The 21,636-nt window shown below is 53.9% G+C and carries 16 protein-coding genes; 15 read left to right on the top strand and 1 reads right to left on the bottom strand.

What is annotated here, in order from left to right; genetic code table 11:
* Window positions 1–5: 5 nt before the first annotated feature.
* Window positions 6–1,790, bottom strand: coding sequence for a nitrate/nitrite two-component system sensor histidine kinase NarX (gene narX / locus AC1RKC_RS08695; RefSeq protein WP_488765093.1), 1,785 nt, complete (start codon window positions 1,788–1,790; stop codon window positions 6–8).
* Window positions 1,791–2,151: 361 nt separating this feature from the next.
* Here narX and AC1RKC_RS08690 point away from each other — a divergent pair, with 361 nt between their 5' ends.
* The 15 genes from AC1RKC_RS08690 (at window position 2,152) to AC1RKC_RS08620 (ending at window position 21,153) form a co-directional block, all read left to right on the top strand.
* Window positions 2,152–3,540: a NarK family nitrate/nitrite MFS transporter gene (locus AC1RKC_RS08690; protein WP_020827454.1), complete on the top strand. Its 1,389-nt coding sequence runs from the start codon at window positions 2,152–2,154 to the stop codon at window positions 3,538–3,540.
* Between the two features lie 779 nt (window positions 3,541–4,319).
* Window positions 4,320–5,219 (top strand): transcriptional regulator, encoded by a 900-nt coding sequence (locus tag AC1RKC_RS08685; RefSeq protein ID WP_020827453.1) that lies wholly within the window; start codon window positions 4,320–4,322, stop codon window positions 5,217–5,219.
* A 182-nt stretch (window positions 5,220–5,401) separates the two neighbouring features.
* Window positions 5,402–6,358, top strand: a complete 957-nt coding sequence (locus AC1RKC_RS08680) for an NAD-dependent epimerase/dehydratase family protein (RefSeq protein WP_046373285.1) — start codon at window positions 5,402–5,404, stop codon at window positions 6,356–6,358.
* A gap of 180 nt (window positions 6,359–6,538) precedes the next feature.
* On the top strand, window positions 6,539–7,588 hold the full coding sequence (wecA, locus tag AC1RKC_RS08675) for a UDP-N-acetylglucosamine--undecaprenyl-phosphate N-acetylglucosaminephosphotransferase (protein ID WP_046373286.1): 1,050 nt from the start codon (window positions 6,539–6,541) through the stop codon (window positions 7,586–7,588).
* 45 nt (window positions 7,589–7,633) lie between these two features.
* Entirely contained in the window at window positions 7,634–8,767 is a 1,134-nt protein-coding gene (locus AC1RKC_RS08670; RefSeq protein ID WP_020827450.1) for a polysaccharide export protein, read from the top strand.
* Between the two features lie 28 nt (window positions 8,768–8,795).
* Complete coding sequence (locus tag AC1RKC_RS08665; RefSeq protein ID WP_493092352.1) at window positions 8,796–10,976, top strand: polysaccharide biosynthesis tyrosine autokinase; 2,181 nt, start codon at window positions 8,796–8,798, stop codon at window positions 10,974–10,976.
* 4 nt (window positions 10,977–10,980) lie between these two features.
* Entirely contained in the window at window positions 10,981–12,270 is a 1,290-nt protein-coding gene (locus tag AC1RKC_RS08660; RefSeq protein ID WP_174574371.1) for a flippase, read from the top strand.
* Window positions 12,260–13,108, top strand: coding sequence for an ATP-grasp fold amidoligase family protein (locus tag AC1RKC_RS08655; protein WP_020827447.1), 849 nt, complete (start codon window positions 12,260–12,262; stop codon window positions 13,106–13,108). Before AC1RKC_RS08660 ends, AC1RKC_RS08655 begins: the two co-directional genes overlap by 11 nt.
* A 139-nt stretch (window positions 13,109–13,247) precedes the next feature.
* The gene (locus AC1RKC_RS08650) at window positions 13,248–14,153 is read left to right on the top strand and encodes a glycosyltransferase family 2 protein (RefSeq protein WP_048760208.1); all 906 of its coding nucleotides are present in this window, start codon (window positions 13,248–13,250) and stop codon (window positions 14,151–14,153) included.
* Window position 14,154: 1 nt separating this feature from the next.
* Window positions 14,155–15,216 carry a glycosyltransferase family 4 protein gene (locus tag AC1RKC_RS08645; RefSeq protein WP_493092353.1) on the top strand — a complete coding sequence of 354 codons (1,062 nt, stop codon included), beginning with the start codon at window positions 14,155–14,157 and terminating at the stop codon, window positions 15,214–15,216.
* 1 nt (window position 15,217) lies between these two features.
* Window positions 15,218–15,961, top strand: coding sequence for a glycosyltransferase family 2 protein (locus AC1RKC_RS08640; RefSeq protein ID WP_020827444.1), 744 nt, complete (start codon window positions 15,218–15,220; stop codon window positions 15,959–15,961).
* On the top strand, window positions 15,958–17,844 hold the full coding sequence (locus tag AC1RKC_RS08635) for a carbohydrate-binding protein CenC (protein WP_493092354.1): 1,887 nt from the start codon (window positions 15,958–15,960) through the stop codon (window positions 17,842–17,844). The genes AC1RKC_RS08640 and AC1RKC_RS08635 overlap by 4 nt, the downstream gene beginning before the upstream one ends.
* 6 nt (window positions 17,845–17,850) lie before the next feature.
* On the top strand, window positions 17,851–18,837 hold the full coding sequence (locus AC1RKC_RS08630; RefSeq protein ID WP_115058611.1) for a glycosyltransferase family 2 protein: 987 nt from the start codon (window positions 17,851–17,853) through the stop codon (window positions 18,835–18,837).
* Between the two features lie 103 nt (window positions 18,838–18,940).
* On the top strand, window positions 18,941–19,843 hold the full coding sequence (locus AC1RKC_RS08625; protein WP_262033779.1) for a glycosyltransferase family 2 protein: 903 nt from the start codon (window positions 18,941–18,943) through the stop codon (window positions 19,841–19,843).
* A gap of 56 nt (window positions 19,844–19,899) precedes the next feature.
* Window positions 19,900–21,153 (top strand): hypothetical protein, encoded by a 1,254-nt coding sequence (locus tag AC1RKC_RS08620; protein ID WP_349525716.1) that lies wholly within the window; start codon window positions 19,900–19,902, stop codon window positions 21,151–21,153.
* Window positions 21,154–21,636 lie beyond the last annotated feature (483 nt).

The following is a 21,636-nucleotide window of genomic DNA, read 5'->3' as shown; positions in this document are numbered from 1 at the left end:
TCCCATTAGTCGATGGCGTGGTTGTCCGGCTTGAATACCACCCGGACTTCGGTGCCGCCGCCGTTGCGGGGCAAAATTTCGCAGCGGCCGTGCAGGCTTTTGGCGCGATCGCGCATGATGATCAGGCCATAGTGATCGGGGCGAAGAGTATCTTGAGGCAGGCCGCAGCCGTTATCGCAGACGCTCAGGGTGACTTCGCCCCGTTGATTGATCACCTGAATGCTCACCTGGCTGGCCTGGGCGTGTTTATGGATATTGCTGAGCGCTTCACGAGCAATCTGTAGCAGGTGGATAGCCTGATAAGTGGGCACGGTGCGCGGCGTCAACTGATAGTCGAGGCTGATGGGAATGCCCAGCCGTTGGCTGAACTCCTGTACCGTCGATTGCAGAGCGGCCAGTAACCCAGGCTCCGTCAGTCGTAGGCGGAAGGTGGTCAGCAGCTCGCGCAGTTGGCGATAGGCAATGTTAAGTTCCTCTCGCATCTGTTGCACCAGCCCCAGGTTGGCGGGGGAAAGCTCCGCACCCTGCATTTGCAGGCAACTGATCTGCATCTTCAGGCACGACAATGACTGGGCAATGGAATCATGCAGTTCACGGGCGATTGCCGCGCGTTCTTCCATCAGCATCAACTGCTGTTGGTGATCAACCTGGCGTTCAATCGCCAGCACACTGGTCAACTGCTCCACCAGGGTATTCATCAACTGCTTATGGTCGTCATTCAGCGGGCGCTGTGGCGCATGTTGCGCGACAATCACCCCATAATCTCCCAGCTTGTCGCTCAGGCTCCAGCTTAGCGATGGGTGGCTGGCATGCTGTTGCTCGTCGTCGTTCAGGCAGGCGCTGCACACCGGATTATTGCAGTACTCCGGTCGCAGAGGCTGGTTGCCGCTCAACTGCACAAACTGCTCCTGGCTGTTGTTTTCATACAGCCGCACCTGAATGGCGCGCAATGGCGTCAGGGTTTGCAACTGATTGAGTATTGGCGTCAGGCGGCTGCACAGCGGTTCATTGGCGTGCAGTTGACGGCTGGCGCGGTACAAAAAGCTCAATACCTGATTTTTTTGCTGCAGATCGGCAGTTTTCTCCACCACCCGTTGCTCCAGCCCGCTGTACATGGTGGCCAGTTCGTCGGACATGGTGTTTAACGCGCCGCCAAGCGAGGCCATTTCATCCTGGTGGCCACGTTGGGTGAAGCGGCGGCTGAAATCGCCGCGGCCCACCGACAGCGCCATCGCCACCAATTGCCGCCAGGGATGCAGCAGGCGCCGGCGCAGGTAACAAATGGTGCCCACCAACAGCAGCAGCGTCAGCGCGATAAACACCGCCTGTACCAGCGTCACCGTCAGCAACCGGCGTTCGGTATGACGATCGATGTCCGAGACCAGCGCGTCCAGCAGAGAGACGAAATGGGCTACCTGCGGCGCAGCGTCGGCCGGTTTATGGGCCTGGCGCAATTGTGGCAGCAGCGTCAATTGCCAGTAGTCATGCAGCGCCTGAAATTGCTCGGTTAAGCCTTCTTGTTCTACCGGCCGCTGCAGGTCGGGGCTGTTGGCATCCTGGTCCAGTTCGCGTATCAGGGATTCGCTGCGCGCATCCAGCGGCACCTGGGCTAGCAGGCGATAGCTCTGCATTCGCAACGAACCGGCTTTGTTGATGGCGTGCGCGTTGCCCTGAATGCTTTGTGACATCCAGGCGGAAATGCTCATGCCGGCCACGCCCAGGATGCCCAGGAGCAGCATCAAAATAGCCACCTGGTTAACGATGGAAAGCGGAGCTAACAGGCGTTTCATAAGCTTTGGACCCCTGGAACATAGCAAAACAACGGCTGGAACCAGAGGACGAAAGCAGGTGGTGCCAGCGAGGGTAGTAACGTTTCAGCGTTATTTTTCATCATACCCAGAGATAACCCCATACCTCTAACGAAGTACCCATTAGTTTCCTCCCGGCAATATGGCGTCGTGGCAGCGGTATGGGGTGATTTTCAATCGATTGATTTATTTTGTTTTTACCTTGAATTGCGGGTTACTCATAAAGGGATGGCTGGCGTTTTTCGGCATTTGGCTACCTGCATCCGGGTTGATTTACATCAACTTTGCCGCGGGGGGCGGCCCATAGGGTGAGCGAAGTTATCACCCTGTGTCTGAGGTTTTTATGTCGCAATCTGCAACGTCATTATCAAAACAAACAGGCGCGGTTATTCAGGATTGGCAACCTGAGGATGCCGCATTTTGGCAGCAGCGTGGCCAACGCATTGCTAACCGCAACCTGTGGATTTCCATTCCTTGCCTGCTCTTGGCCTTCTGCGTGTGGATGTTGTTTAGCGCGGTCGCCGTCAATTTGAACAAAGTTGGCTTCAACTTCACCACCAATCAACTATTCCTACTCACTGCACTGCCTTCGGTTTCTGGCGCTATCCTGCGCGTGCCTTATTCATTCGTGATCCCGATCTTCGGCGGACGCCGCTGGACGGCCATCAGCACCTGTTTCCTGCTGGTCCCTTGCCTGTGGCTGGGCTTTGCGGTGCAGGACGCCACTACCCCTTACGGCGTATTCATCATTATTTCTTTGCTGTGCGGTTTTGCCGGCGCCAACTTTGCCTCCAGCATGGCCAATATCAGCTTCTTCTTTCCCAAGGCCAAACAGGGCGGTGCTCTGGGCCTGAACGGCGGTTTAGGCAATCTGGGCGTGAGCGTGATGCAGTTGGTGGCTCCACTGGCCATCTCCATCGCCATTTTCGGCGCATTTGGAGGAACCGGCCATTTACAGCCAGACGGCAGCGCATTGTGGCTGGAAAATGCGGCCTGGATTTGGGTGCCATTTTTGTTGATCGGCACGTTGGCGGCCTGGTTCGGCATGAATGACCTGGCGGCCTCAAAAGCGTCGCTGCGTCAGCAATTGCCGGTGCTCAAACGCGGTCACCTGTGGGTACTGAGCTTGCTGTACCTCGCCACCTTTGGTTCCTTCATCGGCTTTTCCGCCGGCTTTGCCATGCTGTCTAAAACCCAGTTCCCGGACGTGGTGATCCTGCACTATGCCTTCTTTGGGCCATTCCTGGGTGCATTGGCACGACCGGTAGGTGGAGCGTTATCCGATCGTTTCGGTGGTGTCCGCGTCACGTTGATTAACTTTGTGCTGATGGCGGTGTTTGCTGCCTTACTGTTCCTGACTTTACCGGGGGCAGGGCACGCAGGATCGTTTATCGCATTTTACAGCGTCTTTATGCTGTTGTTCCTCACCGCCGGGTTGGGTAGCGGATCCACCTTCCAGATGATTGCCGTTATCTTTCGTAAAATTACCGTCGATCGGGTTAAGGCCGCCGGTGGCAGTGACGAAAGCGCTCAGCGCGAAGCTGTCACCGACTCTGCCGCGGCCTTGGGTTTTATCTCGGCGATCGGCGCCGCCGGTGGTTTCTTTATTCCACAGGCCTTCGGTACCTCATTGGCGCTGACCGGCTCACCGGCTGGCGCGATGAAAATCTTCCTGGTGTTCTACGTGGCGTGCATTTTGGTCACCTGGATTGTCTACGGCCGTAAGAAATAGAAAGCCTTTCGGTAACACCTGCTCCTCTCCGGCCGGGGAGGAGCTTTTTATCCTCTTTTTAGATGAATCTTTTACCCCCTCAGTGAAATCCTCGACGCTTTAGGTAATATTCTTATTATTACGCGCTGTTTTTTCCTTTGTTTATAGGCGCATCTATCCTGCTGTGACTTTCTCTTGTCTTTACCAAAAATGTTATTTGTGCATTATTTTTTCATTTTCACGTCGAGTTTCTTACAAAAATAAAGCATTGTGATGGCCGTATCGGGTTGGAATGAAATTCCGTTTTATTGCGACGGATGAGATTCATTTCACCAAGATAACAATAGGCCTTTGTATTTGGTGCTATATTTTAACTCTACATTCCAAGAACGGCTAAATCAGATAACTCTCATTCTGTTTTAGCAGGCTTTTTGTAGGCTATCTGGCAATCGGATTAGGTGGAAAAACAGATGATATCGTTGGATGTCAGAATGAAATTTCACAATTTCATTAAAATAACAATTCGATAACATTTTTATATTTAGTGTTATAAAACAATAAAGTATGTTGGTTTTATTGCCGGAAATCATGATGAGAAACCATGTTTCCAACAGGGAAATAAAGACATTCAAAGAATCCTAACCTCCTTTTGAGAGGTGTTGTAAAAAATGAAATCAGTAATTTTTTATAAAAATAAATATCCCATGAATGCAACCTGTTGAGTTTACATTTAATTTCTTGAACATTTTTTCATATTTCTATACAAAGTGTGCAGGACAGGCACGCTAAGGAAATTAAAAGTGAATCTTGATAAAAGAATAAAGATTAGGAATCTAGATGTTCTGACACCGTCCAGGGAAAAGTTTCGCCTACGTTGGAAGGAGTATCAGATACTTTCACTTCTTGTCGCCAGATCCCCAGAACTGGTTAGTCGTACAGAAATTATAGAAAACATATGGAAAGGAACTTATTGTTCGGATTCAACTATAAATCAAACAATTAAATCAATTCGTCAAAAAATCGGTGATGCTGAGCATACACTTATCAGAACTATTCCGCGCCTGGGTTATAAGGTGGAAAACAAGGGTGTTTTTCACTTTATTTCGGAAGAAGAAGAATATGTCGCTGATGAAATATGGGGTGTCGACGATGATGTTAATAAAGACATTCAAGCGGAACTTTCTGAAAGTAACGATAAACAGGATGAAATTGCTACTGAAGAAATAGAGTTGAATGAGGCGGATATTGCTCCCGTTGCTTCATCTGTCACACCTGGAACGATTAAAAATACGACGATCAGAAAAAAAATCCCGGCGTCGGCAGGTTTTTTCTCCGTACCGGCCGTCAGAGTTGTGAAATACCTGTCGGTATTCGTGTCGTTACTGATTATTTCACATTTTTCTTATGTCCTGGGGAATCAAACACGTCCACCCATTATCAATGATATTCAAAACAACACTCGCGTAGTGCTTACTCTGACGTTGAACAACTCCCGAACCAACAGTCCGCAAACGCTGCTTTGCTTGTATCAGGGAGAAAGTTTGGAACAGGCAACCATCGAATGCGTCGATCCTAAACAAGGAAAGCTGAAACAGCCGGTGAAATACGAAACTTCGGATGCGCAGGGCGCGGGTAAGATTAATCTCATCTTGCCGAATAAAACCATGGAATATCAGGTCGCTTACGATGTTAAAAATTAGCATGAGATAACATTTCACCTTTATCGATAATTTTACATTTGGTACTTATTTTTATTTCATTATTTGTTATTTGAAAGCCTGGTCTGTTTTGTCCAGTCTGGTTTCCATGTTCTAACGCGAATTAGCGTCCTGCCTCAATGGTGTGGTGGGGAATAATGGGAAACCGGGTTGAGTGACAAATTATGGATAAGCGTAAAGTAGCGATCATCGGGGGTTCCGGCTTTATCGGCACGCGTTTGGTTAAGCGTCTGAGTGCACGTGACGACCTGGTGTTGACCATCGTAGATAAAAAGCAGAGTGAGCATTTTCCTGAGCTCTATCAGTTTGGCGATGTAACCCAGCCCGAGACACTGCAGCAGCCGTTGGCGGGTTGCGACGCCGTGATCAACCTTGCGGCCGAGCATCAGGATAATGTCGATCCTATCTCACTGTATTATCAGGTCAACGTTGAGGGTGCGCGCAATGTTTGCATGACGGCATCGGCGTTGAATATCACACAGATCATCTTTACCTCCTCCGTGGCGGTCTATGGCTTTGTCACTCGGGAAACCGGTGAGGAAGGGGTTTTCGAACCCTTTAACCATTACGGTAAATCCAAGCTGGAAGCGGAGTATGTCTACGAAGCCTGGCGTAAAGCCGATGGCAGCAACAAATTAACCATCATCCGCCCGACGGTGGTGTTTGGCGAAAACAATCGTGGCAACGTTTATAACTTGTTCCGACAAATTGCCAGTGGCCGTTTTGTGATGATTGGCAGCGGCAATAATATGAAATCGATGGCTTATGTCGAAAATATCGCTGCCAGACTCGAGTATGCACTGGATCAACAGGCCACTTATCAGGTCAGCAATTATGTTGATAAGCCTGACTTCACCATGAATCAATTGGTTGACGTTATTTCCTCTTCATTAGGCAGAAATAATAAGACTATTCGCATTCCTTATCTATTTGGGATCTGCGGTGCCACGGCATTAGATGTAGTGAGTAAAATAAGTCGCCGTAAATTTCCTATTAGCCGGGTACGGGTGCAAAAATTCTGTGCCAGAACGCAATTTAAAAGCAATGTGCAATGTGATTTCGTGGCGCCAGTCGAACTTGATTCGGCAATCGAAAAAACAATTAAACACGAGTTTTCCTAGAGATAACTTTATTACGGGTTAGGGTTATTTATTTTTTGCCTCTGACAAGCAGATAAATCTGTATTACACGGGATCGGCTCATGCTGACTTATATCCTGGGGCTGTCAATTTTATTTTTGTTAATAGCGCATTGGGAGCTGTAACTCAAGGGCGGTAGCGTGCTTATTCGCTGGAGGAACAATGTTATATCAACTGAGCGTGATATTTATTTTGGCGTTGATGCTGGTGGTTATTGCCCGCCGCGCTGCGCTGGCGGTGGGGCTAGTGGATAAGCCCAATGCGCGCAAGCGTCATCAGGGGCATGTTCCATTGGTTGGTGGAATTGCCATTTATCTGATCATGACGCTGGTGACCTTTTGGCAGCCGGACTGGTTGCCGCACAGTACCACCTATTTACTGAGCATCACGGCATTGGTGCTGCTTGGGGTACTGGATGACCGTTTTGATCTGCCGGTGGCGCCACGCGTCATTGTGCAGGGAGGGATCGCGCTGGCGATGATGCTGGCGGCAGGGATGCAACTTACCTCATTCGGTTTCCTGTGGGGCCATCAAGAGTTGCTGCTGGGCTACGCGGCCTTGTTGATCACGCCCCTGGCGGTATGGGGTGCGATCAACGCCTATAACATGGTTGACGGCATCGACGGCCAGTTGGGTGCATTGTCCTGCGTTACCTTTACCGCGTTGGCCATCCTGTTCGGTTTGGCCGGGCATGAAGAGCAGGCGTTGTGGTGCCTGAGCCTGATCGCGGCTCTGGCCGCCTACCTGTTATTCAACCTCAGCGTGTTTGGTGTGCGTAACAAGATTTTCATGGGGGATGCCGGCAGCATGGTAATTGGATTCAGCGTGCTGTGGTTGCTGATTGTCGCCACTCAGGGCGACGACGCCGTGATGCGGCCGGTGACTGCGCTGTGGCTGATTGCCATTCCGCTAATGGATATGGTGACGGTGATGGCGCGTCGTTTGCTGCGTCGCCAGAGTCCCTTCAAGGCCGGGCGTGATCATTTGCATCATATTTTGATGCGTCGCGGCCTTAATGCGCGTCAGGCGTTGGGTATGAGCTGCATGCTGGCGGTGACGCTGGCCTGCGTCGGCATCTGCAGTGAAGTGCTGCAACTGCCCGATCATCTGATGCTGTTGGCCTTTGTATTTTGTTTCTTCGGTTATTTTGCCCTGCTGCATGAACCCCGTCAGGCCAGAGTTTTTACCGACAACCCTACCGCCGATCGTTAATCCTCCCACAGGCCGCAACGGCGGCCTGTTTTTCACGGTACCGTTATGAACCTTCATTTGCCTCATTTGATGCCACTGGTGCTGTCCAGCGTGCTGCTCAGTGGTTGCACCGCCTTTCCGGGTTCACACCTGCCGACCCAGGGCAAAGAAAAAGTGACTCAGCAGGACGAAGATTTCGACCTCAACAAGCAGGTTCAGGTATATCGCGTCACGCCGATGCTGCTGGAAAAAATGCGTCGCATAGAACCGGTAGCGCGCCCCAACCTGGCATTGGACCAGCGGTTGCAAAGCTATCAGTACCGCATCGGCGTTGGGGATGTACTCAACGTTACCGTCTGGGATCACCCGGAACTGACCACCCCGGCAGGGCAATACCGCAGCGCCAGCGACACCGGCAACTGGGTGCATGCCGATGGCAGCATTTTCTATCCGTACATAGGTCGAGTGCAGGTGGTGGGTAAAACCGTCACCGAGGTGCGTAACCAGATAGCCAGCCGCCTGGCGACCTATGTGGAAAGTCCCCAGGTGGACGTCAGTATCGCCGCGTTCCGCTCGCAAAAGGTGTATGTGACTGGCGAGGTGAAAACCTCTGGGCAGCAGGCCGTGACCAACGTGCCGCTGACCATTCTGGATGCGATCAACGCCGCCGGCGGGCTGACCGATAACGCCGACTGGCGCAACGTGGTGCTGACGCACCAGGGCAAAGAACAGCCGATTTCACTGCAGGCATTGATGCAGCGCGGCGACATCAGCCAGAACCATTTGTTGACGCCTGGCGACATTCTCTATGTGCCGCGCAACGACGAACTGAAAGTGTTTGTGATGGGCGAGGTTGGTAAGCAGTCGACGCTGAAAATGGACCGCAGCGGCATGACCCTGACCGAAGCCCTGGGCAGTTCCGAAGGGATCAGCCAGACGGTGGCCGATGCTACCGGGGTGTTCGTGATCCGTCCAAACGGCGGCAAGCAGCCAAAACGGCTGGCGTCGCTGTACCAGTTCGACCTGTCTGATGCCGCCGCACTGGCGATGGGCACCGAATTCCAGTTGGAGCCTTATGACGTGGTGTACGTCACCGCGGCACCGGTCGCACGCTGGAACCGCTTGATTAGCCAGCTGGTACCGACCATTTCCAGCTTCAACGACCTCAGTGAGGCCACGTTGCGGGTACGTAACTGGTAATCCCGTAACGGTGACTAAAGGAAGACCGATGATGAAGAACAATGCATTGCCGATTGTGATGGCCGAACAGGACGACAAATTGGAGTGGGAGCGCCTGATTGGCCCGCTGTGGGACAACCGCTGGCGCATTCTGCTGGTGACCGGCGTAGCCGGGATGCTGGGCTGTGCCTATGCGTTGATGGCAACGCCAATCTACCAGGCCACCGCGCTGGTGCAGGTGGAAAAACAACTTTCGGGCGACTCGTTGCTGCGCGAAACGATAGACAGTTCGATCGGCGGAGTCGGTCAGAACTCGGCGACCCAGGACGAGGTATCGCTGGCGAAATCACGTTACGTAATTGGCAAAACCGTCGACGACCTCGGCCTGACGGTGCGCATCAGTCCGGATTATTTCCCGCTGTTCGGCAAGGGCATCGCTCGCCTGAGCGGCGAAGTGACGCCGGTACTGCGTATTTCTTCCATGAAGGTGCCGGCGGTGATGCAGGGCCAGGAACTGACCCTGACCGTCGATGATCCGCAGCATTACAGCCTGAGTCATGACGGCAAAACCTTGTTCAGCGGCGTTGTGGGGCAAACGCTGCAGCAGGGCGGTTGGTCGGTCAACGTGAGCGAGCTTGAGGCGCTGCCGGGCACCACCTTCACCGTGGTTAACGTGCCGCGCCAAAAAGCGGTGGACGATCTGCGCAATATTCTGGATGTCGCACCTGGCGGCAAGGAAAGCGGCATCATGACCTTCAGCCTGGCGGGGGAGGATCCGCAGCGTGCGGAAGCGGTGCTCAAGAGCATCACCGATAACTACCTGCAGCAGAATGTGGATCGCAAAACTGAAGAGGCCCAGCGCATGCTGGCTTTCTTGCACGAGCAGTTGCCGCGGACCCAGACCTCGCTCAATAACGCCGAGAATCAGCTTAATCAATTCCGTCAGCAGAACGACTCGGTAGACCTGTCGCTGGAGGCCAAGTCGGTGCTGGACACCCAGGTGCAACTTGAAGGGCAACTCAATGAGTTGACCTTCAAAGAGGCGGAAATTTCCAAGCTCTATACCCGGGTGCACCCAGCCTACCGCGCACTGTTGGAAAAACGCGCCACGCTGGAGGCTGAAAAGGCGCGGCTCGGTAAACAAGTACAAACCTTGCCGAAAACCCAACAGGAAATTTTGCGCCTCACCCGCGACGTGCAGGTGGATCAGCAGGTTTATATGCAGCTGATGAACAAGCAGCAGGAGTTGAGCATCAGCAAGGCCGGTACCGTGGGCAACATCCGCATTATCGATGAGGCCGAAACCGGTCTGCGGCCAGTACAGCCGCAGAAAGCGATGATCGTTTTCTTCGCTCTGTTGATGGGGGGCGTGCTGTCGGCGTCAGTGGTGGTACTGCGTGCTGCGCTTCATCGCGGCATCAGCGATACCGATACGCTGGAAAAACGTGGGATCAGCGTCTATGCCACGGTGCCGTTGTCGCCATGGCAGCAAAAGCGCAATCGAGTTCAGCAGCAGCTGTTGACCAAACACAGCAGCGGCAAACTGCCGATCCTGGCGCAGGAAGAACCGGAAGACTTATCCGTTGAGGCTATCCGCAGCCTGCGCACCAGCCTACATTTCGCCATGATGGAGGCCAAAAACAATATTCTGATGGTTTCCGGTGCCAGCCCTGCCAGTGGTAAAAGTTTCACCAGCACCAACCTGGCGGTGGTGATCGCTCAGGCAGGGCAGCGGGTGTTGCTGATTGATGCCGATATGCGCAAAGGCTTCTTGCACCGTTGGTTGAACAACAGCGCCAAGGAAGGCCTTTCAGACATGCTGTCAGGGCTGATTGCGCCAGAGATGGCGGTGAAAAAGACCGATATCGCCAACCTGGATTTTGTGCCGCGCGGGCAGGTGCCACCTAATCCGTCCGAACTGCTGATGCACCAGCGCTTTGCCGATTTTCTGCGTTGGGCGGGACAGAACTACGATCTGGTGCTGATCGACACACCACCGGTGTTGGCGGTGACCGATGCCGCCATTGTCGGGCACCACGCCGGTACGGCACTGATGGTGGTGCGTTTTGAGGTCAACACCGTCAGGCAGATTGAGACCAGCATCCGCCGGTTCGAACAAAATGGTGTCACCATTAAAGGGGTGATCCTCAACGGCATGGTGAAGAAAACCGCTACCGACGCCGGTTACTATGCCTTTGCTTACCCGAGCCACCAGGAAAAGGTCCAGTAACCCTATGAAAGCGATGCTGATGAACTCCCTGTGGTTAATGTTGGAGCGAGTATCGCTGAGCCTGTCGGGGATTTTCGTTTCGGTCTACGTCGCGCGCTATCTTGGGCCGGCGCAGTACGGGCTGATTAACTATTTGCTGTCGGTGATTGCCATCGCGGTTCCGCTGGTGCAACTGGGGGCCGATGCGGTGTTGTTCAATCGCGTAGCCCGCCAGCGGCACAGCGGCATTCGGCTGATGTTGGCCTCGATGCGTCTGCGGCGGCAACTCTTTGCGCTGATCGCGGTGCCGCTGATGGCCTGGGCATTGTTAACGCAGGATCGCACCAGCCAGATCATGATGGCGCTAATGCTGGTCAGCGCATATTTCTCGGTACAGGACGTTTATAAAATTTATTACGACGCCCTGTTGAAATCGAAGCTGAACACGCTGATCAACAATGTGGCGCTGCTGTTGTCGATTGTGATGCGGTTGGCGCTGGTGCATGCCAAGCTGCCGCTGGAGTGGTTCGCGGTGCCCTATGTGCTGAGCAGCCTGATCCCCTACGGGGTACGTTGGCTGCTGTTTCGCCGCGAGCAAGGGGGCATGCGGCCCATCAGCCTGCGTCATCAACGGCGCTATGGCCGCTATCTGCTGAAGGTGGGGCTGCCGCTGGCCGTGTCCGGGTTATCGATTGTCATCTATACGCGTATCGATCAGATCATGATCGGTAACTACCTCGGGGAACACAGCGTTGGGTTGTACAGTGCCGCCATCACCCTGAGTCAGGGATGGGTCTTCGTGCCCATTGCGCTGATTACCTCGATGATGCCGGGGGTGGCCAACGCCGGTTCCTTAAGCGAGCAGGAAGGGCGGATCCGACTGCTGTATCTGGTGGTTCTGCTGCTTTCTATGCCAGTGATATTACTGCTGTCGCTGTTCCCGGGCCCGATAGTGAAGCTGATGTTTGGCGACAGTTACCGTGAAACCGCCGCCATTCTGGCGCTGTGCTCGGTGACTTCACTGTTCTCGGTGATGGGCACTGTTTCTTACCGGGCGATCGTGTTGTTTGGCGGTTATCGGTTTATCGCGATAAAAATGCCTTTGGCCGCTTTGGTCAACGTGCTGATGAATCTGGTGTTGATCCCGCGTTATGGCATTTTGGGCGCGGCGATATCAACGTTTATTACCGAATTTATTTCGTTTTTTGTACTTAATGGCTTTTTTAGAAAAGGACAAATTACCCGGCTGCAGGTCACCTGCTACCGTTGTTTACCGCAACTAATAGGGAAGGTGCGAGAACTTTATGCTAAATAATCTGGTGAAGGGTTTTTACCGTAATATACCCGATGCATTATATCATCAGTTAAAATACGCCTTATTTTTTCGCAAGGTGCCACATCTTGCTAAACCGGTGGGGTATAGCGAGAAACTGATGCGCAGAAAAGTCTATCCTCTGGCAATGTATACTCAACTGTCCGATAAATATCTGGTCAGAGAGTACATTGAACGGCTGTGGGGAAAAGAATACCTCATCGAACTCTATGCACAGGGTAAAAAATTAACTGAGGAAATGTATGAGTCATTGCCGAATACCTTCGTTATCAAGGCGAATCACGGCAGCGGTTATAACAAGCTGGTGTTTGATAAAAGCCAGACCAGTTTTAATGAGTTAAGGGTATTGACCAACAGTTGGTTGCGACAGAATTTTTATCAAGTCTATCGCGAGCGACATTATAAGGATATTTCGCCCTGCATCATGGTGGAAAAGATGTTGCTGGAAGACGGCAAGACGCCGAACGACATCAAGATCCACTGTTTTAATCGCAATGGAGAGGTGCGTTTTTTCATTCAGATTGATTACCAGCGCTTTATCGACCACCGTCGCGACTTCTTCGACGCCCACTGGAACCGCACGGAAATCCGCATGGGGGTGCCTAACAGCGATGTTCCGATGGAGAAACCTTGCCGTTTAGAACAGATGCTGAAGCTGGCACGCCAGGTGGCAGAGCAGTTCTCCTATGTGCGCGTCGATTTTTATCAGGTGCAGGAACGGATCTATTTTGGCGAGTTGACATTTACTCCCGGAGCCGGCCTGCAACGATTTACACCGGAAATTATTGAACAGGAGTGGGGAGGTTATTTCCAGGAGTAGTTGAGTAACCGGTGGGCTGCGCGTATTTCACCGCGTCAGGACGGGGGGAGTAACCGGACAAGGACATTCTGGGATAACAAGCTATTCCGTTGGCATTAGCGTTGTTTTGCCAAATGATAATATATTGTTGAGGTAATAAATGGACTTATCGATTGTCATGCCCGTTTTTAATAACTCAGCCAGCCTGGCCACTACATTAGTCAGGATGACTAATGCCTGCTCCGGATTCGATTATGAAATTATCGTGGTGGATAATGCGTCGGATAAACAAGAGCTGGATAATATGCGTAGCCTGTTGGTTGCAAATCGTCGGGCTCGGTTGCATGAAAATAAAGTTCGCCGTAATACCGCGGCGTCGTGCAATACCGGTTTTCGGTTAGCGCGAGCGGAAGTGGTTTTCTTTCTGGAACCGGAGGATTCGTTTAACACCAACTATATTATCCGCCGCCTGAAACGTCATCAGGACACCCGTATAGACATTATTTTTGGTAACTACGTTACGGTAAGTGACAGGAATGTACGCAGCTATCGATTCGATTATAAAGAAGGTGCAACGGGGGCGGATTTTTTATTTATCGACATGGGCGATATCCGCACTTCAACCATCAGTCTGCGTAAAAAGGATGACCGCCGGTTTTTATTTCCGGAGTTTCTTTATAAGTACCAGGATTGGGGATTTTTGGTCAATGCCACCAACCTGGGAGCCAAAGTGGCCTTTGACGAGGGACGCGGCGTGTTTATCCGCTGCGGTGATGCCGATACGGACCGCTGTCGGATGAATATCGACGCCAGCGAACAGTTTATTGACGCTTATCTCAATGCCAGCGGCCGCTATATCAGTGGTTTTGCCTGCAAACACCTGCTGGCCTCGCTCTACAGCGAAAATCTGCAGGCCTTTAACTATTACTCATCGCGCACTGAGCGCGATGCCCTGAGCAGCAAATTCAGGGCGATCAAACTGTACGGCGACTGTCTGGCCAGACTGGGGCTGTTTCCACTGGGCGGGCGGCTGTTGCGTACCGCTCGCGAGGGATTTCGGAGATGACATGCAGCAACGAAAAGTAGCGATTGTGATTGAGAATATCGCCGAAAAAGGCGGTACCGAGCGGGTGGCCAGCAGTCTGGCCAATGCGCTGGCGACGCGTTTAGGGCATCAGGTGGATCTGGTGTCGATCAGCGGTGACCGGGCGTTTTACCCGCTAGACCCGGCGGTGAATTTGCGCTTTATGCGCGGCAGAACGCTGCTGTGGCCCTGGCGACTGGCATGGTTTTTACGGCGCGGCCGCTATGACGCAATTATCACCGTTTCGATGGGCAAACTCTCGTCGATTATTGTGCCGTACCTGCGCTTGCTGTGCCCGCACAGCCGGCTGCTGCTGAGTGAGCACGTCAGTTTCCATCAGTACCCCTGGCCGATGAAGTGGTTGAAGGTACTGGTGTACCGACTCGGTGACCGTACGGTTCTGCTGACGAAGAAAGATTTGGCGACCATCAGCCGTTGGGTGCCTGACCGCAAATGTCGGGTGATCGAAAACGTTTCGCCATTCCCGGTGCAACCGCCACAACCGGCTCAGCAACAGCCGGTGGCGTTGGCGGTGGGGCGGTTATGCCGGCAGAAAGGGTTTGATCGCTTGATCGCCGCCTGGCAACGGATAGCGCCACAAGCGCTAGGCTGGCAATTGCATATCGTTGGCGACGGTCCGGACCGCGAAACGTTGCAACAACAGATTGACGCCGCCGGTCTGGGTGATCAGGTGAAGCTGTTGCCGGCGACGGCGGATATCGCCAGTCACTACCGTCAGGCCGCGATGCTATTGATGACCTCGCGTTACGAAGGCTTGCCGATGGTGCTGATTGAAGCGATGAGTTTTGGTCTGCCCCTGGTGGCGTATGACTGTCTGACCGGACCGGCTGAGCTGATCGATAACGGTAAAAACGGTTATCTGGTGGCGGAGGACGATATCGAGGCCTTCAGCCAACGAGCGCTGTCGCTGATAGGCGACGGCGAGTTGCGTCAGCGCTTCTCTCTGCACTCGTTGGCGCGGGCGCAGCAGTACATTCCCGAGCGTATTTATCCCCAATGGCAACAGCTTATCGCTGGAGGTTAAGATGGAAAAAGTTTCAGTTATCATGCCGGCTTACAACGCCGCGGGCTTTATCAAAGAGTCGATCCTCGGGGTGTTGAACCAGACTTACCAGGATTATCACCTGTATGTGATCGACGATGCTTCCACGGATCATACCGCCGAGGTGGTGAAACCGTTCATCCACGATCGTCTGACTTACATCCGCAACAACACCAATCAGGGCGTAGCCGAAACCCGCAACATCGCGATTGAAGCCGCACGCGGCGATTATATTGCGTTTTGCGACAGCGATGACGTTTGGCACCCGAACAAGCTGGCGCGTCAGGTCGGTATTCTCAAGACCAACCGCTACGACGTGGTGTGCTCCCATTATTACACCTTCGAAGATGACCCGACGCGGGTGAAAAACTACCGCGGTGCCGGCGAAATCATCGCCTATAAAGACATGTTGAAAAGCAACTGGATCGGCAATCTGACCGGCATGTACAACCAGCGACAGGTCGGCAAGGTGTACCAGAGCAAAGTGGGCCATGAGGACTACGTGATGTGGCTGTCGGTACTGGAGAAGGCGCGGAACCACATGGCTTATTGCATCCCCGAACCCCTGGCCTTTTATCGCCTGTCGGCGCAGTCGCTGTCCGGCAATAAATTCCGCGCGGCCGACTGGCAGTGGCAGATATATCGCCGCCATCTGGGGCTTTCCTATCAGAAGTCCTGTTATCTGTTCTTCTCCTATCTGTACAGCGCGGTGATGAAAAGACAATGAATTTCAGCAAACTAACCTCGGCCTGCCTGCTGGCGAGCGCCGGCTGGGCGGGGCTGGCTAATGCGGCCGGCTGCGACAGCAACCTGCTCAAGGATCCCGGCTTCGAGCAGGGTGGTGCCGGGTGGTCGCTGGCCTCGGCGCAGGTGGTCGCGGGTGGCCACGGCGGTCAGAGCAGCCTGTTTTATCAAAATCACAACCCGGCCAACTACCACAATATGCTGCAAACCCTGTCGGTCAAACCGGGTCAACAGCTGGCTTTTGGTGCCTGGGTACGCGGTGAAAACCTCAGGGGCAAGGGCGAAAATCAGGGCGCCGGCGTGTTTGTCGAAAGCTATGACGACCAGGGACGTTTTTTAGCGGGCAGCTATCCGCAGGGGCTGCTGGGCACCAGCGGCTGGCAGCCGGTGACCGGCGATTTTCGGGTGCCACCACGGGCGGTGAAAGTGGTGCTGGGCGTTTATCTGCGTCAGGGCACCACCGGCAATGCCTGGTTTGACGATGTTTACGCCTGCCTGCAACCCGTTGCGCCGGAGCTGTACCAGATGCGCAGCGGTAACGGCGCGGCCTCCAGCCTGATTGAAGTGGTGGGGCCGCAGCAGGTGCAGGTGGACAGTACCCTGGTCGATGACAAAAAAACCGCGGTGAAACGTGACAGCCGCCGTTATGCCATCAGCGGGCAGCAAAAGGTGGAATTTCCGCTGCCGGCCGATTTGGCCGCCGGCGAGTATCGTTTGCAGCAGCAGGTGACGGACGTGGCCACGCAACGCAGCCAGCGCAGCGAAATGCCGATCAGCGTTGGTCGCCCGCAGCCCAAGGTAGCGCTGGATGCTCAGGGTTACGTTTTGAAGCAAGGCAAGCGCTTCTTCCCGCTCGGCATCTACATGTACGGCGAGATGGCGACGGACGAACACCTGGCGCGCATCCGCGATGCCGGTTTCAATACCTTGCTCAATTACAACTACGGCACCGGCCGCGACCCCTACAACTATTTCCGCAAAACCCAGCAGTATGGTTTGCAGGTGATTTTTTCGCTCAAGGATATGTACGCCGGCACCCGCTTTGCGCCGGAAACCAAAATGAGCTATCCGCAGCTGACGGCCAGCTATGTGGAGAAGTTCAAGCATCAACCAAACCTGCTCGCCTGGTACATCAACGACGAACTGGGCCCGGAATATGTGCCGCAAATTGAGCAAAAACACCTGCAGGTCAAGCAGTTGGATCCGGATCACCTGACGTTCCAGGTGTTGGACAAGACCGGGACGCTCAATGCCTATTTCAACAGTTCGGACGTATTGGCCAGCGACCCTTATCCGGTCGGCAGAGACGCCGATCTGACGCGGACGCTGGAGTACAGCCGTATTACCAGCCAGGTGGCGCGCCAGGCAAAAGGAGCCTGGTTGGTGATGCAAATTATGGATCATGCCGCTTACGCCCCCGGCCGCAAACCGCGTCAGCCAACCGAGGCGGAGATCCGCAATCAGGCCTGGCTAGGGCTGATCGGCGGGGCCAGAGGCATCCTGTTTTATTCCTATACCGACTTGTTCTACAAGCGCCAGCGTGGCGGCTTCAGTCAGCAGGAGTTTGACGCTATCTGGCGCGGCGTCTCCGGCGTAGCACAGCAGATTGTCAGCTTTGAGCCTTACCTGCTTTCCGGTGAAAGCCGGTTGTTGCAAGGCAACAATACCGCCATCCCGGCCCGGCTGTTTATCCGCGGCGATCGCGGCCTGGTACTGATAGCCAACCCTTATTACCGTCAAATGTCGGCACGTTTTGATCTGCCTGCCGGTTGGCAGGCTCAGGGGCAACGGCAGATTGAGGCGAAATTGCCTTCGATGGGCAGCCGTGCGGTATGGGTGCAACGTCAAACAGAAGATAAAGGATAACCGGTCATGAATATTACCCTGAGCCTGATTATTCCTGTGTACAAGGTCGAGGCTTACATCGAGGCATGTCTTGACTCGGTGCTGCAACAGTTACCTGACTGGGCGGAAGTGATCATCGTGGATGACGGCAGCCCGGACGGTGCCATCGGCATTGCCGAAGAGATGCTGTGTCGCTACCCGCAGCACAAACGGCGGGTCAGCATTCTGCGACAGGAAAATCAGGGGTTAAGCCAGGCGCGCAACAACGGCATTGACCATGCCGAGGGGAACTACATTGGCTTCCTGGACTCCGACGACGTACTGCTGGAGGGCTACTTCAGCATTTTGGGGCGTTTGTTGGCGGATAATCCGTTGGCCGACATTGTGGCCTTCAACGCCCAGCGCTTTTCGACCTTCAATAACGGCAAGATCCAACCGGACGGAACCATGGCTATCGTGCCCGGTAATGCGGCTCCGCAGCAGCGTGATGAGCATATGGCGCTGCTGGCAGACAGCTTTAACCGCAGCATGTGGTACGCCTGGGCGAGGATTTATCGCAAAACGCTGTTCGATGAGGCTCGCTTCCCGGCGGGGCGCAATTTTGAAGATATTCAGCTGATCCCGCAGCTTTACCTGAAGGCCGAACGCATCGTGGTCTGCGATACGCCGTTGGTGGGATACCGCGCTAACCCGAATGGCATTACGCGCGCGCCCAAGCGACGCGATCTGGACGATCTGGATTACGCACTCGACGGCGCTGACAGCGGGCGACGGCAGGGACTGGGGCATGGACTTTACTCGATTCTCTACGTCACCACCCTGAAAGCGCGCTTGCTGGTGGGGTTGGACTTTTTCGGGCCGCGTGATGCGTTGCGCGAAACCCGCGAGCTGAAGCGCCGTTATTCCGGCCTGCGCGGCGAGGAGCGTAAAATGCTGAGCCGTAAAAACCGGCTGTTTTACCGTAGCCCGTTGGCTTACTACCTGATGGCCCGGCTGTACAACCTGCGTGGCTAGCGGCACAGCATTCGCTTCTTTCCCGTTTTCGTCAAAGCAGCAGCATGCTGCACCCATGTCAATTGGGGCGAGCCCTCTCGCCCCCAACAGGCAGAATAAAACTATGAGTATCACCGTCAGCGTCATCATACCCACCTATGGCCGCAGCGAACTGCTGGCACGCGCCATCGATAGCGTATTGGCACAAACCCATCGCCCGTTGGAAATCATCGTGGTGGATGACAACCCGCAGGGCGACGCCCATCGCCTGGCGACCCGCGAGCGCCTGGCCGACTACATTGAGCGGGGTGAGATTATTTATTACCCGCGCAGGCGCAATGGCGGCGGCGCGCTGGCACGTAACAGCGGGATCCTGCGTTCGAGCGGTCAGTACATCAGCTTTCTGGATGATGACGATTACTACCACCCACAGAAAATCGCCCGTCAACTGGCGTTTATGCAGCAGGGCGATTACGACGTCAGCCTGTGCGATATGGATATTCTGAAAAACGGGCAGATCAGCGCTGAGCATTACTACCGCGCGCGTTGCGAAGGGCTGGAGGACTTTATGCTGGCCGGCGTAGCCTACACGCCGATGATCATGATGCGCCGTAGCACGGCGATTGCGGTACGGGGTTTTTTCAACACTCCTCGCTACCAGGATCATATCTTCCTCTACCGGCTGCTGGCGGCCGGAGCGAAGATCGGTACGCTGCACGAACGACTGGCGGTGCACAACGACCATGACGGCGAACGCATCACCTCCAGTCCGAAGGGCATTATTGGCTACCGCAACAAAATGCAGTTTGAGCGGCGGCTGATGCCGCAGGTGTCACCCCGGGCACGCAAGATCATGCGTCTGCGCCATACCTGCATTACTTCGCGCATCATTACCGACGGCAAGAGTCGCCTGGCAGGTGTTTTCTATGGGTTGAAGGGCATTGTTTACGTTAATAGCGGCTTGATGGCGGGGGTGTATATGAAAAATATCATCCGCAATGTGTTTTTCCGCGGCGTGCCATTCTGAGATGCGTTTCGCGTACTCCGTTACCCTTAAGAGATTCCCCCTTTCAGAGGATGATTATGCGCTTTGAACGTTCGACGCTGATCGGCAGCGTACTGTTGCTGACGGTACCGCTTTTCGCCTTGTTGCACAGCATAGGCACGCTGAGGGCAGGAAAGAAGAACTCGGCGGCTTATGTGCTGATTGCGCTGTGTTTTTTCTTTTTTTTCATCAAAATTCCGCCGCTGGCGGACCTTTACCGCCACTTTGCCAACTACGATGCCATCAATTCGGCGACCCGCCTGAGTGATGTCATTCAGGGCAAGGTGGACGTGGTGCTGTACGCCAATTTCTATATTTTTAAAACGCTGGGGATCCCCTTTTTCATTATTCCGGGGCTGTACGTCGCGCTGTCGGTTTACTGCTATCTCAGCGCGCTGAATATCGTCATGCTGCATTCCGGCAAGGTGTTCACGGCGCGGCAGTTTGTGCTGCTGCATCTGGCGGTGCTGTTTTTGATTAACCCGTTTATCATTGCCATGGGGCTGCGCTTTGGCTTCTCGATGGCGGTGATGACCCTGGCGATGGTGCTGTTTTGCCATAAGCTTAACCGTCCGCTTGCCGCGGGCTTGATGCTGTTCGCCATGTTGACCCATTTTTCCAGCATGCTGCTGGTGGGGGTGTTTCTGTGCAGCCGGGTGATGCGCCTGAACCGCCTGCTGACGGTGGTGTTCAGCGCCATCGCCTTCCTGACCGCCAAGTTTGCGCTGCCGTTTATCGTTTCCCATATTACGATCTCCGGCATCAACAGTTACTCCGACGTCTATACCTCCGGCATGTACGCCAGCGACTACCTGACATCCGGCAACGCCAACGGCATGATTAACTTCCTGATCGTGTTATTCCCGGCGCTGTTTCTCGGCGTGTTTATGCTCGCTAACCCGATGCGCAATCAGGCGGGGGACATCAAAAACTACGCGGCATGGCTGGTGGTGTTTGTGTTTCTGTGTTCCAGCTCGCTGCAGGCGGCCAGCCGTTATGCCAGCGTGGCTTCGGTGTTCTTGCTGTTTTATTACGTGGCTCATCGGGGATCGTTCATCCGCGGCAGATTTAACTACTTCTTCCTGTGCTTTATGCTGATGGCCACCGGTTATAACCTGATAGAGAACATTTACGTTCCGCGTCGCCCGATCATGCTGGGGCAGATGTGGCAGTCGTTCTATAAAACGCCGCTGCTGAACCTGTTCTATGGCGAACAGGAATATGAGCAGTATCTGCAATTTATCAACCGCGACAGCGGCGAGTGGATAGGGCATGAGATGGATTTAGGCTAATGCGCTTTTTTAATCACTTCACCGAATCGGAAGCGGGCATCAGCCCGTTTGAGGCCGTTGACAAAGTTTAATGGTAGGGGCGCTGCATGCTGCGCCCAATAGCATCATCAATGGGTTAAATCGGGTCGAACATGTTCGACCCCTACCGGTTTAGCCCTTTCGCTGGTTTGTCAGCAGTCTGAAGCGGGCATCAGCCCGTTTCTACCCCCAAATACCTCGCCCCGCTCAGCACATCCCGTCATAGAAGTTCCATCTCATAATTTCTATATTATTTTCAATTAATTAAATCAATTTCACGCACTGATACTTTAGGGGTAGGCTTGCCGTTGCCGCCGTTTTTCTCCCCTCGTTCTCTTGATCGCAATCAATTTGCCCAACTTCTGGCCTCAGTAGGCTGGCGGCAGATTGAGCAACGTCATTACCCGCCGTATTTCAAGCCGCAGCGTTGTTACCTGCGTTAGCTCACTCCAGTGACTTACTTGA

This window comes from Serratia sp. GW822-FHT06E05 (genome assembly GCF_058799445.1).
This window is presented reverse-complemented; position numbering and strand designations above follow the sequence as displayed.

Excerpts from the sequence above, each read along its gene's own strand:
- AC1RKC_RS08625 (WP_262033779.1), top strand. The coding sequence starts at position 18,941 with ATGAGTATCACCGTCAGCGTCATCATACCCACCTATGGCCGCAGCGAA.
- AC1RKC_RS08680 (WP_046373285.1), top strand. The coding sequence starts at position 5,402 with ATGGATAAGCGTAAAGTAGCGATCATCGGGGGTTCCGGCTTTATCGGC.
- AC1RKC_RS08670 (WP_020827450.1), top strand. The coding sequence starts at position 7,634 with ATGAACCTTCATTTGCCTCATTTGATGCCACTGGTGCTGTCCAGCGTG.
- AC1RKC_RS08645 (WP_493092353.1), top strand. The coding sequence starts at position 14,155 with ATGCAGCAACGAAAAGTAGCGATTGTGATTGAGAATATCGCCGAAAAA.
- AC1RKC_RS08635 (WP_493092354.1), top strand. The coding sequence starts at position 15,958 with ATGAATTTCAGCAAACTAACCTCGGCCTGCCTGCTGGCGAGCGCCGGC.
- AC1RKC_RS08690 (WP_020827454.1), top strand. The coding sequence starts at position 2,152 with ATGTCGCAATCTGCAACGTCATTATCAAAACAAACAGGCGCGGTTATT.
- AC1RKC_RS08655 (WP_020827447.1), top strand. The coding sequence starts at position 12,260 with ATGCTAAATAATCTGGTGAAGGGTTTTTACCGTAATATACCCGATGCA.
- AC1RKC_RS08630 (WP_115058611.1), top strand. The coding sequence starts at position 17,851 with ATGAATATTACCCTGAGCCTGATTATTCCTGTGTACAAGGTCGAGGCT.
- AC1RKC_RS08620 (WP_349525716.1), top strand. The coding sequence starts at position 19,900 with ATGCGCTTTGAACGTTCGACGCTGATCGGCAGCGTACTGTTGCTGACG.
- AC1RKC_RS08660 (WP_174574371.1), top strand. The coding sequence starts at position 10,981 with ATGAAAGCGATGCTGATGAACTCCCTGTGGTTAATGTTGGAGCGAGTA.
- AC1RKC_RS08665 (WP_493092352.1), top strand. The coding sequence starts at position 8,796 with ATGATGAAGAACAATGCATTGCCGATTGTGATGGCCGAACAGGACGAC.
- wecA (WP_046373286.1), top strand. The coding sequence starts at position 6,539 with ATGTTATATCAACTGAGCGTGATATTTATTTTGGCGTTGATGCTGGTG.
- narX (WP_488765093.1), bottom strand. The coding sequence starts at position 1,790 with ATGAAACGCCTGTTAGCTCCGCTTTCCATCGTTAACCAGGTGGCTATT.
- AC1RKC_RS08640 (WP_020827444.1), top strand. The coding sequence starts at position 15,218 with ATGGAAAAAGTTTCAGTTATCATGCCGGCTTACAACGCCGCGGGCTTT.
- AC1RKC_RS08650 (WP_048760208.1), top strand. The coding sequence starts at position 13,248 with ATGGACTTATCGATTGTCATGCCCGTTTTTAATAACTCAGCCAGCCTG.